Here is an 11,556-nt window from a genome sequence, read left to right on the forward strand (position 1 = left end):
CCGTCACGTGAGGTGGTCGAAGTCCCCGCGCACCCAGGCCGCGTGCCGGTCGGCCGAGCGGCGCACGACCGCGCGCGCATCGACCGGGATCACGCCCTCGAAGTTGTTGTAGAGGCGGTCGAACGCGAAGCGCTCGACGTGGGTCGCGACCCTGTCCACGACCGCTCCGGACAGCGGGATGCGGTTCGGATAGCTGCGCATGAAGCTGACCGAGGTCCGGTCGGGGTTGGCGAAGATCGTGTCCCCGCTGAGCAGGACCCCGCGTCCCTCCGCTCCCGCAGCCCAGTGGACGACCGCGCTGCCGGGGAAGTGCCCGCCCGGCTGGCTCAGGGTCACGCCCGGCAGGACCTCACGGTCCCCCGACCAGGTCTCGATCACCGGGTCGGGGCGTGCGACCCATCCCGCGTCGGCCTCCGCGACGAGGACCGGCACACCGCCGAGTGCGCGGCTCCACTCGACCTGGACGCCGAACATGTGCGGATGGCTCGCGACGACCGCCACGACCTCGCCCAGCTCACGGACCCGCCGCACGGCCTCGTCGTCGACATACCCGATCGGGTCCCACAGCAGCATCCCGGCCGGGGTCCGGACGATCTTGGACTCCTGCCCGATCCCCACGCCCGGGTGCCCCGCGAGCGCGAAGAGGTCAGGTTCGAGCTCGGTCACCGCGACCTCGTGGCCCTCGGCCGCGAGGTCGTCGAGCGTCGTCCACACCTGGCCGGCCGCGGGCACCCACTGGCGCTCGTCGGCGCAGATCGCGCACACCTCGGGGCGTTCGGCGTGCTCCACGGCGCACGTCCGGCAGATCCACCACGTCATCGGGGTCGTCCTCTCCGTCGTCGGTCCAGCAGGTTGCCGGAGCGAGCGAGACCCATGAGACACCCGGCCACCGACACGGGCAAGGCAGGTCGCCGGAGCCGCCCGGGTCGTGGTCCGGGGCGGCTCCGACAGGGCCTCACGGGTTCAGCGGCTCAGCACCTCGGCATCGCGCGGCTCGTCGCCGTCGGCCGCCGTGCCCCCGGCCGGCGGCACGTCCTGCCCGCGCAGCGGGTACGCCCAGAAGCAGAGCCACGCGAGGCCCGCCACGACGAACGGCACGCCGCCCATGAGCACGCGGATGCCGGTCGACACGGTCTCGGGCTGGGCGGCGACCGACAGGTCGGCGTCGTATCCGGACGTCGTGAGCACCACCGCGATGACGACGGCCTGGACGATGACCGACCCGCGCACCACGAACCCGTTGACCCCGAAGTACATGCCCTCGCGGCGCAGCCCGGTGCGACGCTCGTCGTCGTCGATCACCTGGCCCAGCGCGACCTCGAGGAGCTGCAGCATGCCCGCGACCCCGATGCCCACGAGGGCCGCGACGGCCATCGCTCCCGGCAGCGAGCCAGGGACCATGAAGAGCCCCACGGCCACGCCGTACACCGCGACCGACCACAGCAGAGCGCTGCGCGGCCCCACCTTGCGCACGACCCACGACCAGCCGACGATCGCCGGGATCGCGGCCACGAAGATGGGCGCGAGCACGAGCGTCGCGTCGGCCTCGGCCCCGCCGAGCACGTAGCGCACGTAGAACGGCACCGAGGCCAGCAGGATCGCGGTCGTCGACTGCAGCAGCAGCGACCCCAGCACGTACGTCACGAACGCCCTGTTCGCGAACGTGTACCGGAGCTGGTCCTTGAGGGGCAGCGCGGCCTCGCGCGCCTTGACCGCGGCCTCGTCGACGGGGCGCTCGACCATCCCCACGAGCGACCACAGGTAGAACCCGAGGCACAGGGCGCCGAGCACGAGCGCCATACCGACCCACCCGAGCGCCGACCCGTAGAGCAGCGGCGCGGCCGCGGTCCCCAGGATCATCCCGACCAGACCGAAGATCTGGCGGGGCGTGTTGCCCCGGGCGCGCTCCGCCGTCGTGCGGAAGATCTCCGGGAACAGCGCCGAGGTGTTGAGGACGACAACGACGTACGCGACGTCGTACACCGCGACCACGACGAGGAACCAGACCAGCAGGCCCTGCGCGCTCAGGTCCGGCGGCATCCACACGAGCGAGAACGCCGCGACGAGCGGGATGATCCCCAGGCCGATCCACGGGACGCGCCGCCCCCAGCGCGTGCGGTGACGGTCGGAGGCCGCGCCGACGAGCGGGTTGAGGACCGCGTTGAGGATGCCGTGGGCGACCATCGCGCCCGCGACCCAGCCCGCGGGGAGCTTGAGGTGGTCCACGTAGAAGAACACGACGAACGCGGAGAACGTCTGCGCCATGAGGTTCGCGGGGAACGCCGAGGCGCCGTAGGCGAGCGTCTGCGCGCGCGTGGGCAGCCCGGTCAGTCGGCGGTCGCGCAGCGTGGTCAGGGCGCTCATCGCGCACCCCCGACGGCGTCGCCCACCCGTGCGGCCGGCGCGCCCGAGGCGTCGCGCGCCCGGGGCGGCAGCCCCCGCTGCACGTCGCGCAGGTCGCGCCAGCCCACGCGCACGATCCCCTCCTCGGCGAGCACCTCCGCGACGTCGGGGTCGGCCAGGAGCCTGCGCTCGAACCCGCGCTTGGCGACCGCGAAGTTCGCGACGTCGCCCAGCTCGTCGTCGTCGAGCATGGGGTGCAGGAAGAACTCGGTCACCCCGGGCTCGGTCGCGCGCACCAGGTCGAGGAACGCGGCCTTCATCGAGGCGTAGTCCTCCTCCTCCGCGGTGCCCTCACCCAGCAGCTCGAACGGGTGCGTCAGCAGGTGGTCGAGGATCACGACCCCCGCGGCGTCGGCCGCGGCCGTGGCCTGGTCGAGCACCTCCTGGTAGGCGTCGGGCATGCCCATGCCGCCGATCGTGCGCGGGAGACGGAACGGCAGCCCGTGGCGCGCCGCGAGCTCGAAGACCTGCGGCAGGAACGTGCGTCCTGTCTCCACGCCGTAGACCGACCCCATGTGGTTGTCGAGGTGCGTGACGTCCATGCCGGCCGCGAGCGCCGCGTCGAGCTGGGCGGCGAGCTCGGCCGCGACGTCCGCGTCGCTCGCCTGCTCCTCGACCGTCCGGCAGTCGCCCGGGAAGTACCCGGCCGCGTCCACGAGCGTGGTCCCGACGCCCGTCAGGGGGCGCCAACGGTAGCTCGTCCACTCGCTCGTGAGCACCAGGTGGACGCCGAGGTCCAGGTCGGTGCGGCTCGCCGCGAACGCGAGCGCCTCGGGGGCCCACGGGCACGGCACCATGAGGGTCGTCGAGTCCAGGTGGCCGTCGACGAGCAGCTCGGTGATCGCGCGGTTCGCGGCCCGGCACATCCCGAAGTCGTCGGCGTTGAGGATGAGCGCCCGCGAGCCCGGCGGGAGGCCGAGCCGGGCGACGAGGTCAGAAGGTGCGGGCATCGTCGGGTTCCTGGGAGGTGGGGTCGGTGTCGGGGTGCGCGGCGTCGTCGGGCACGTCGCCCGACTCGGCCGCGTGGCGGACCGCGGCCGAGAAGGCCTGGTCGCGGAGCGTGTCCCGCGCGAGGGCGGCCGCGCCGAGCAGGACCGCGTCGGCCGCGACCGTGCTGGGCTCGACGACGATCGGCAGGATGCCGACCCTGTCCGCGAGGTACGCCTGGACGCGCTGCAGGACCGCCTCCTCGGAGGCCACGCCTGCGAGGAAGATCTTCTGCGGCTCGAGCAGGAGCGAGATCGAGGCGATCAGCACGGCGAGGCGTCCCGAGAGCTCCTCGACGACCGCGACCGCGCGCTCGTCGCCGCCCGCCGCGAGGTCGAGGACCTCGTGCGGTGCGAGGTCGGCGGGCAGGCCTGCGTCCCGCGCGGACGTCGCGAGGGACGCGGCGCCGATGCTCTCCGCGCCGAGCGCGCGGCCTGGTTGAGGCATGAACGCGACCTCGCCGGCACCGCCGGACGCGCCGCGGTAGAGCTTGCCGTCGATGACGATCCCGGCGCCGACCCCGATCCCGAGGCGCAGCAGGACGAACGAGCTCAGGTCCTTGCCCGCGCCCGAGCGCTGCTCGGCGATCGCGGCGAGGTTGACGTCGTTCTCGAGCAGGACGGGGCAGCCGAGGCCTTCCTCGAGGGCGGCGTGCAGCGAGGGCCCGCCCTTCTCGAGGCCGGGGACGCGGCGCACCATGGCGTGGTCGAGGTCCACGATCGCGGGGAGCCCGACGACGGCGCACCGGATCGCGACGGACGCGGTCCCCGCGTCGTGGCTCACCGCGGCGACGCAGTGGGCGGCGAGCTTCTCGACGACGTTCGCGCGGGCCGCGGGGTCCTTGGCGGACAGCGGCTGCTCGGCGCGAGCGCGGACGCGACCGACGAGGTCGATCAGTGCGACCCGGACGCGGACGTGACCGATGTCGACCGCGAGCGCGTACCCGTGCTCCGGGTCGACCCGGTAGAGCGTGGCCGCCGGGCCGCGGCGCTCGTGGTCGAGGCCCGCCTCCTCGACGACGCCCTGCTCGACGAACGTGCGCAGCGTGTGGGCCACGGTGGTCTTGGACAGGCCCGTGGCTGCGACGATCTCGGGTCTGCCGAGCGTGTCGTGGGCGTCGAGCACATCGAGGACGGCCCGGGCGTTGATCTCCCGGAGCAGTCGTTGGTCTCCTGCAAGAAGCATGTCTACCGCTCTCCGTTGACGGTCGTTCCCCTGGGACATGAGTAGGTCGGAAGGTTACCTACCGAGCGAGAGTACATCGGGGGTGTTTCGGGCGCGCGTCGAGCCGGGACGGTCGTCCCAGTACGGCCGCCGACCCGGGCGCTCCGACCGTCTCGCCCGGTTTTCCGCGGCTCTCGGGGTGAACCCCGAGCCGGAGATGGGGGGAATGCCCGATGTCCTCGTTGCGCCCGGCGGCCTAGCCTCGATCGTGGTGGGCCCCGCTGGGGGGTGGGGCCCACCGAGCAGATCTCCCGCCGGCGGGCAGCCGGCCTCCGACCGACACGACGCTCGACGACAGGGGCACGACATGCAGGCCACTCACCGACGACTCGCCACGGCAGGGCTCGTCGCCGTCGCGGCCCTCGCCCTCGGGGCGTGCGGGTTCGGACCCCGCTCGTCGGCCACCGACACCTACACCGAGGACGCAGGGATCACGGCGGTCCGCATCGACCTCGAGGCCGGGTCGGTCACGCTCCGTGGCTCCGACCCCGCGACCGGCCTGTCGATCGAACGCACCGTCGACTTCGTGGGCGAGTACCCCGCGCACGACACGCACCGCGTCGAGGACGGCGTCCTGGTGCTCGCGGGCTGCGGGCGGCACTGCTCGGCGAGCTACACCGTGGACCTGCCCGCGGGGCTGCCCGTCACGGGCGAGACGTCGCACGGGAGCATCGAGCTGGACCGGACCGGTGCGGTCGACGTCCGGACGAGCAACGGGTCCGTCACGCTCGCCGGGATCGACGCCAAGGTCCTCGCGCGGACCTCGAACGGGAAGATCGCCGGGACCGGGCTGGGCGGCACCGAGGGCGTCGACGTCGAGACCTCCAACGGGTCGATCGAGCTCACGCTCTCGACCCCGCAGGACGTGCGCGCGACGACCGACAACGGCGCGGTGCGCCTCACGGTTCCCGAGGGGAGCTACCGGGTCAGCGCGACGACGGACCTGGGCGGCACCGACGTCTCCGTGCCGGACGACCCCGACGCCGAGCACCACCTCGTCGCGGAGTCGTCGAACGGGCGCGTCACGGTCGCCCAGGGCTGAGGTTCCGGGCCGGGTGGTCGTCCCGGAGCGGACCGGGCCGGCCCGTGCCGGCCCCGGGACGACCACCGCTCAGAGCGGACCCAGCACCTCGCGCACGTCCGCGTCGAGGACCAGGGTGTCGAGCACCGCCAGGAGCATGCGTTCCTCGTAGCGGAAGTGGGACTCCATGATCGCGGCGACCCCCTCGAGGTGACGCTCGAGCTCGACCGGCGTCGCCGCCTGGTCGACCGCCGCCGTCAGGCCGCCCAGCAGGTGCGCGATCATCGAGTGGTCCTGCCTCAGGTTCCGCAGCGTCCCGACCAGCTCGGGGAGCGCGGCCGCGATCGCGGGGAACAGCTCGCGGTCCTCGCCCTCGTGGTGCCCCGTCAGCGCGGTGCAGAAGCCGTGGCAGAACAGCAGCAGGTCACGCGTCGCGGGTGCGGCGGGCTCGCCGTCGTCGAGCGCGGCACGGGTCACGCGCAGCGCCTCGCGCAGCCGCTCGTGCACCGAGCGCAGCTCGCGGCTCCAGGCGACGAGCCGGGTCGTCTCGAGAGGTTCGGTCTTCCCGACGAGCTCCGGCGTCTCGGCGAGGTGGTACTTGTCGCCCTCAGTCACGTGAGGGCGAAGGGGTCGACGTGGTCATCGTCGGGCTCCTTCGTGTCCGGCGCCTCCATGCCTGACACGGTCTGCCACCGGCACGCGACGCTGCCCAGACCCTACCCGGAGGCTCGCGCGCGGGGTGCGTGACGCCGTCGGGCCGGGCGAGGCCCTTCCTGCCCGACGGCGCGGCTCCCCCTCCGCAGCACGGCTCACGCCCGCGTGACCCACGCGGGGCGGCGCGCGTCGTCGACGCGCACGACCACGTCCGCGATGCGCTCCGGCGCTGTCTCCGCCCGGTACCGCGCGTACGCGGGCAGCGTCCAGGCGTCCGCGGGCTGCGTGCGGCGCGCGACCGTCGCGTCCTGGAGCGCGAGGTGGACGGTCACGTCGACGTCGAGCCCGCGCCCGAGCGACAGCGAACCGTCGAGCAGCACGACCAGCCCCGGGGGCGCCTCGACGTAGTCGGCGCGCGTCGAGCGCGACGTCACGGGGTCGCGCAGGCTCGGCAGGTAGCGCCCCTCCCCAGCAGGCCCGACGGCGGACAGCACCTCCCGGTTCAGCGCACCGACGTCGATCCACTCGTCGAGCAGGGAGTCCGGGTCCTCGTGCCCGTGCTCGAGCCGCACCGACGCAGGCCGCAGGAAGTCGCGGACGGCGACGCGCGCCGTCGGGCGGCCCGCGACGCGCAAGGGTTCGACGAGCTGGTCCGCGAGCGCCTCCGGGTGCGTCGAGGGGTGCCCGTCGACCAGGACACGCACCGCGCCCACCTCGCGCGGCCGCTCCGCGACGAGCGCGGCGACCCGGGCGACGAGGACCTCAGGACCGACAGGCTCGACGCGCATCGGGTCAGGATGTCACGACGTCGCGAGCAGCCCGAGGACCCAGCGGACGGACAGCCGCCCGGCGACGGCGATCTGGTCCGGGGAGGCACCGGCCTCGGCCGCCGCAAAGACGGCCTCCGCGACCGGTCCGAGGTCACGCTCGCCGGGCGCCTCCGGCAGGTCGGCCGCGAGCGCGGACAGGACGGCGAGCGCCGACGCAGGAGACGGATCCACGCGTCGAACCTACCAACGGGCGCGGGTCGACACACGACCATGACGGCGAGCAGCGCGCGGCGCCGTCGCCCACCGTTCATCTGCGACCCCTGCGCTTCACCTGCGCCGCCCCGGTCGTTCATGGGACCCACCTACCGTCCGTCGACGTGACCCCACGAACCAGCACCTCAGCACTTTCTCGCGCGGCTCTCGCCGTGCCCTCGGCCATGGCGATCGCCCTCACCCTGGGCCTCTCGGGGTGCGCCGCGGCCGACTCCGACGGCTCGGCAGGCACTGCGAGCACCCCCACGACCTCGGCCGACCCCGACGCGATCCTGCCCGGCCTCGGCTCCAAGAGCCCCTACCCCGTCCCCGGCGACGTCACGCTGTCTGCGCCGCCCGCCGGCTACGAGGCGGTCCTCACGCAGTCGATCGCCCGCCACGGGTCGCGCGCCCTGTCGTCCAAGAAGTACGACGACCTCAGCCTGCAGGTGTGGGAGGCCGCCGAGGAGAGCGACAGCCTCACGGCCCTGGGCACCGAGCTGCACGACGCGCTCACCGAGCTCGTCGAGGCGAACGAGACGGTGGGCTACGGCAACCTGAGCGCCCGCGGGATCCGCGAGCAGCAGGACCTCGGCGCGCGCACCGTCACGAGGCTCCCGTCGCTCTTCGACCGCATCGTCGACGAGCAGGGCTCGATCTCGGTCTCGTCCTCGGGCAAGGAGCGCGCCACGGACAGCGCGCTCAACTTCGTCGAAGGTCTGACGGCGCAGAACCCGACGGCAGGAGGGATGGTCGGTGAGGTCGAGGTCGACACGGCGACGCTCTACTTCCACGACACCGACGCCGCGTACCTCGAGTTCGAGGACACCGACCCGCGCCTCGACGTCGTGGCCGACGAGCTCGACGAGCTCCCGGAGACCAAGGAGGTCTCGCGGCGGATGCTCGAGCGCCTGTACTCCCCCGCGTTCGTGGACCGCCTCGAGAACGGCGACTTCGCCTTCACCGACCGGGGCAAGGGCGAGACCCAGGTCGAGGACGAGGTCGACGCCGCGGACATGCTCTACAACGCCTACATCATCACCTCGGGCATGGGCGACGAGATCTCGACCGACTGGAGCCGCTTCGTCACGGCCGAGGACGCCGAGTGGTTCACCTACCTCAACGACGCCGCGGACTTCTACGAGAAGGGCCCGGGCTTCGAGGGCGAGGACGTGACCTACCGCATGGCCGACGTGCTGCTGGACGACTTCCTGACGACGCTCACGGACGGGGCCGCACAGGGATCCCCCGGCGCCGTCTTCCGGTTCGCGCACGCCGAGGAGATCATCCCGTTCGCTGCGCTCCTGCGGCTCCCGGGCAGCGAGGTCAAGCAGGCAGAGGGAGACCTCTTCACCTACGACACCAACCCGTGGCGGGGCGAACAGGTCACCCCCATGGCCGCGAACGTCCAGTGGGACACGTTCGCCGACGCGTCCGGGCAGACCGTCACCCGCGTGCTCTACAACGAGCACGAGGTGACCCTCACCGCACCGTGCGTGCCGGTCGCCGAGGGGTCGCCGTTCTACACGACGGACGAGCTGGTGCGCTGCCTGCCGGAGATCGCCCCCGCGGTCGGCTGATCGCCGGGGGCTTCGGGATCGATCGCGTCCCGCCGTCGAGGCGGGCCCCAGGGTCCGGGAACGCACGAGGCCCCGTCCACAGTCCTGTGGACGGGGCCTCGTGGGCGGGAAGATCAGCCGACGCGGACGAACGTCGGGTTGTTCTGCCAGATCTTGCTGTACTTGACGGTGCTGCCCGGGGTCGTGGCCTCGATCTGCATGCCGTTGCCGGCGTAGATCGCGACGTGACCGGGGGTCCAGATGATGTCGCCGGGGCGAGCCTCGGAGGCCGAGACGGCGGTGCCCGCGTTGCGCTGCGCACCGGACTGGTGCGGGAGCGAGACGCCGAGCTGGCCGTACACGTACTGGACCAGGCCCGAGCAGTCGAAGCCGCTGGGCGAGGAACCGCCGTAGACGTAGGGCACGCCCACGTACTTCATGGCGATGTCGACGACCGACGAGCCGGAGGCCGCGGGCGCCGGAGCGGCGGCCTGGACCGTCTGCGTCGCGGCGGGCGTCGCACGCTCGACCGTGCGCGAGGCCGCGGCGGCGCGCTGCGGTGCAGGGGCGGGGGTCGGCTCGGGCTCGGGCTCGGGCTCGGGCTCCGGCGCGGGGGTGACCGCGACGGGGGCCTGCTCGATCGCGAGCGCCGCGTCGGCGGCGACCGTGACGACGGGGCTGGTCTGCAGTGCTTCGCGTGCCTGAGCGGTGACGGCGGCGAGGTCGACCGTGCCGACCGACGTCTTCGCCTGGTCGGTCGAGGGGGCTGCGTTCGCCGGGGCCGTGAAGACCGAGATCAGCAGACCGGACGACGCCGCGACGACTGCGCTGCGGCGGGCGACCGAGCTGACGCTCGACGCGGCGGAGCGCCCGAGCGACGTCAAGGGGGTGATGGGGCGGTGCGCAGCACGGTGGCGCGCGGAAGGACGTGAGGTCACGAGTGTTCTCCTGGACGCCTGAGAGGTCAGCTGTCGGGTTCGGGTCGGAGAAGCTCTACCCGGCCGTGCGGACCGAGGTCCGTGCGGCTTCACCCCAAGGACACCGTCTCCGGTGCCCACAAGAATGGGTCCCCCACCCCTGTCATGGGTGTAGTTCGTGGCCTCGGGAGGTGACAGGGTTCGGCGTCCACCCGAGGGCTCCGGCGAGAAGGTTCTCTGCGAAGCAGAATCGACGGTACATGGCAAGCGACGGATTGTCACAGTGAGGTAACGAACTCCGCGAGTCGGACATCGATCCCTTTCGACGACGAACCGCACCTTCCACGGGAGGGCGCGGCACGCCGTCGGGCACCTCGGGGCGCCCCGCCCCAGGCCGGCTTGGTCGCCTTGCCGTCCAACCACAAGGTGTCCGACTCGTCGCGGTGCGTACCCGTCGATCCCACGTGCTTGCTGTCGATCGTGGGGCCCTTCTTGATGACGTGGACGAGCGCCATCGCATGGCCGCGACCCAGGTCGTAGTCCTCCTTGAGCCACTCCACGATCACGCCGGCCTTGACCGACGGGTCGTCGTAGCCCTTCTCCTGCGCGATCGTCAGGAGCTCGCGCGGGGTGAGCCCCGTCTTGTCCTCGATGGTGTCCAGGTACGCCTGAAACGACATGGGAATCCTCGGCTCTCTCGGTCCAGCAGGTGCGGTCGAGGGGCAGACCGCACGGACCGGCAGAACTCATCGGTCCGGACGCGGGGCCTGCTTGCCGCGCAGCGCGTCGATCCCTGCCGTCTGCGCGTCGGCCCTCGACTGCGCTCGACCGTCCACAGGCCACGCGGTACACCCGGACCGCGCCGGGCGACCTTTGCTACTGTCCCCTACGACTGCTACGACTCCAGGGGGAATCGATGTCTTCGATGGTCGGTGCGGACGTCGGTCCACGTCGCGGGCACCGGGTCCGACGTGGAGAAGATCGCCGGGGACATCCGACGCGCGACGAACATCCGAGACGAGTCGGAGCTGGTCCTCGATCACGAGACAACGACCCGCGGACCGTCACTCTTGCCGACGGCCCCCAGCACGGCTATTCCGGCCCAGGGGACACGTGGTGCTGGCAGCACAGCGACTACTGGGACATGGACAGGGCCGCTCTCTTCATTCAAGCCGCGATCACCGTGGGACGAGACGAGCTGGTGGCCGTCCGATGAGACGCAGGCACCAAGCACTCGTCGTCATGTCCTTGCTGGCCTGCCTCACGACAGGATGCACCGGCCCCGAGAGATCGGTGGAGTCGATGCAGGACGTCAAGGCCGTCGCCGAGCAGGGCGAAGAGCTGCTCGGCGAGGTACGCACGGCGATCGACCAGGCCGTGGGGCCGGTCGTGTGGGAGGAGGAGCGCGACGAGCACTTCACCGAGACGGGCGAGGTCATCGACGGAATCCGCCTCGAGGAGTACAGGTCGGCGAACTGGGTGATCGACGAACCTCTCGTCGCGGACCCCGACACATGGACCGCAGCCCTCGAAGCCACAGCATCGACGCTTCAGGACCACGGGTACTCGACCGACACCCAGGTCCTCGGTCCCGAGGAGCACGCCGTCGTCGTCTGGCACGACGACACGGGGCGAAGCGTCGAGCTCGGCGGCAGCTCGGCCACCGTCCTGCACTTCGCGTCAGGCCCACAGCTCGGCGAGGCCACCACCCCGTAGCGGCCGCAGCGGTGACGATGCACGACCTCCCTGACTTGGTGAGTTGCTAAACT

The 11,556-nt window shown here is 72.4% G+C and carries 11 protein-coding genes, 1 pseudogene and 1 riboswitch; of the genes and pseudogenes, 3 read left to right on the forward strand and 9 right to left on the reverse strand.

Annotated elements, in window-relative coordinates:
- Positions 1-3 precede the first annotated feature (3 nt).
- The 4 genes from ACFWGN_RS02365 to ACFWGN_RS02380 all read right to left on the reverse strand — a co-directional run bounded on the left by ACFWGN_RS02365 (position 4) and on the right by ACFWGN_RS02380 (position 4,575).
- A complete protein-coding gene (locus ACFWGN_RS02365; RefSeq protein WP_377615522.1) occupies positions 4-819 on the reverse strand; it encodes a hydrolase in 816 nt (271 codons plus the stop codon).
- A gap of 144 nt (positions 820-963) precedes the next feature.
- Positions 964-2,364 carry an MFS transporter gene (locus tag ACFWGN_RS02370; protein ID WP_377615523.1) on the reverse strand — a complete coding sequence of 467 codons (1,401 nt, stop codon included), beginning with the start codon at positions 2,362-2,364 and terminating at the stop codon, positions 964-966.
- Positions 2,361-3,353: a polysaccharide deacetylase family protein gene (locus ACFWGN_RS02375; RefSeq protein ID WP_377615524.1), complete on the reverse strand. Its 993-nt coding sequence runs from the start codon at positions 3,351-3,353 to the stop codon at positions 2,361-2,363. The genes ACFWGN_RS02370 and ACFWGN_RS02375 overlap by 4 nt, the downstream gene beginning before the upstream one ends.
- On the reverse strand, positions 3,337-4,575 hold the full coding sequence (locus ACFWGN_RS02380) for an ROK family protein (protein ID WP_377615525.1): 1,239 nt from the start codon (positions 4,573-4,575) through the stop codon (positions 3,337-3,339). The genes ACFWGN_RS02375 and ACFWGN_RS02380 overlap by 17 nt, the downstream gene beginning before the upstream one ends.
- A 346-nt stretch (positions 4,576-4,921) precedes the next feature.
- On the opposite strand from ACFWGN_RS02380, the gene ACFWGN_RS02385 reads away from it, so the two are divergent.
- Positions 4,922-5,656 carry a DUF4097 family beta strand repeat-containing protein gene (locus ACFWGN_RS02385; protein WP_377615526.1) on the forward strand — a complete coding sequence of 245 codons (735 nt, stop codon included), beginning with the start codon at positions 4,922-4,924 and terminating at the stop codon, positions 5,654-5,656.
- A gap of 69 nt (positions 5,657-5,725) precedes the next feature.
- Here ACFWGN_RS02385 and ACFWGN_RS02390 read toward each other — a convergent pair whose 3' ends face one another.
- The 3 genes from ACFWGN_RS02390 to ACFWGN_RS02400 form a co-directional block, all read right to left on the reverse strand.
- Positions 5,726-6,250, reverse strand: a complete 525-nt coding sequence (locus tag ACFWGN_RS02390) for a hemerythrin domain-containing protein (protein WP_377615527.1) — start codon at positions 6,248-6,250, stop codon at positions 5,726-5,728.
- Positions 6,251-6,444: 194 nt separating this feature from the next.
- The gene (locus ACFWGN_RS02395) at positions 6,445-7,077 is read right to left on the reverse strand and encodes a uridine kinase (protein WP_377615528.1); all 633 of its coding nucleotides are present in this window, start codon (positions 7,075-7,077) and stop codon (positions 6,445-6,447) included.
- Positions 7,078-7,089: 12 nt separating this feature from the next.
- Positions 7,090-7,290 carry a hypothetical protein gene (locus ACFWGN_RS02400; protein WP_377615529.1) on the reverse strand — a complete coding sequence of 67 codons (201 nt, stop codon included), beginning with the start codon at positions 7,288-7,290 and terminating at the stop codon, positions 7,090-7,092.
- Between the two features lie 146 nt (positions 7,291-7,436).
- On the opposite strand from ACFWGN_RS02400, the gene ACFWGN_RS02405 reads away from it, so the two are divergent.
- Positions 7,437-8,891, forward strand: coding sequence for a histidine-type phosphatase (locus ACFWGN_RS02405; RefSeq protein WP_377615530.1), 1,455 nt, complete (start codon positions 7,437-7,439; stop codon positions 8,889-8,891).
- Positions 8,892-9,004: 113 nt separating this feature from the next.
- Here the strand turns inward: ACFWGN_RS02405 and ACFWGN_RS02410 are convergent, their stop codons facing one another.
- Together ACFWGN_RS02410 and ACFWGN_RS02415 are read right to left on the reverse strand one after the other, a co-directional pair.
- The gene (locus tag ACFWGN_RS02410) at positions 9,005-9,808 is read right to left on the reverse strand and encodes a C40 family peptidase (protein ID WP_377615531.1); all 804 of its coding nucleotides are present in this window, start codon (positions 9,806-9,808) and stop codon (positions 9,005-9,007) included.
- A riboswitch (cyclic di-AMP (ydaO/yuaA leader) is annotated at positions 9,809-10,004 on the reverse strand.
- 175 nt (positions 10,005-10,179) lie between these two features.
- Positions 10,180-10,467 (reverse strand): annotated as a pseudogene (locus ACFWGN_RS02415) (DUF4287 domain-containing protein); the annotation flags it as partial.
- Positions 10,468-10,999: 532 nt separating this feature from the next.
- Between ACFWGN_RS02415 and ACFWGN_RS02420 the strand changes: the two are divergent.
- Positions 11,000-11,503 carry a hypothetical protein gene (locus ACFWGN_RS02420; RefSeq protein ID WP_377615532.1) on the forward strand — a complete coding sequence of 168 codons (504 nt, stop codon included), beginning with the start codon at positions 11,000-11,002 and terminating at the stop codon, positions 11,501-11,503.
- Positions 11,504-11,556: the final 53 nt, after the last annotated feature.

The organism is Oerskovia sp. NPDC060338, assembly GCF_042726295.1.
GTDB lineage: Bacteria > Actinomycetota > Actinomycetes > Actinomycetales > Cellulomonadaceae > Oerskovia > Oerskovia merdavium.

Excerpts from the sequence above, each read along its gene's own strand:
- ACFWGN_RS02365 (WP_377615522.1), bottom strand. The coding sequence starts at position 819 with ATGACGTGGTGGATCTGCCGGACGTGCGCCGTGGAGCACGCCGAACGC.
- ACFWGN_RS02370 (WP_377615523.1), bottom strand. The coding sequence starts at position 2,364 with ATGAGCGCCCTGACCACGCTGCGCGACCGCCGACTGACCGGGCTGCCC.
- ACFWGN_RS02375 (WP_377615524.1), bottom strand. The coding sequence starts at position 3,353 with ATGCCCGCACCTTCTGACCTCGTCGCCCGGCTCGGCCTCCCGCCGGGC.
- ACFWGN_RS02380 (WP_377615525.1), bottom strand. The coding sequence starts at position 4,575 with ATGCTTCTTGCAGGAGACCAACGACTGCTCCGGGAGATCAACGCCCGG.
- ACFWGN_RS02385 (WP_377615526.1), top strand. The coding sequence starts at position 4,922 with ATGCAGGCCACTCACCGACGACTCGCCACGGCAGGGCTCGTCGCCGTC.
- ACFWGN_RS02395 (WP_377615528.1), bottom strand. The coding sequence starts at position 7,077 with ATGCGCGTCGAGCCTGTCGGTCCTGAGGTCCTCGTCGCCCGGGTCGCC.
- ACFWGN_RS02420 (WP_377615532.1), top strand. The coding sequence starts at position 11,000 with ATGAGACGCAGGCACCAAGCACTCGTCGTCATGTCCTTGCTGGCCTGC.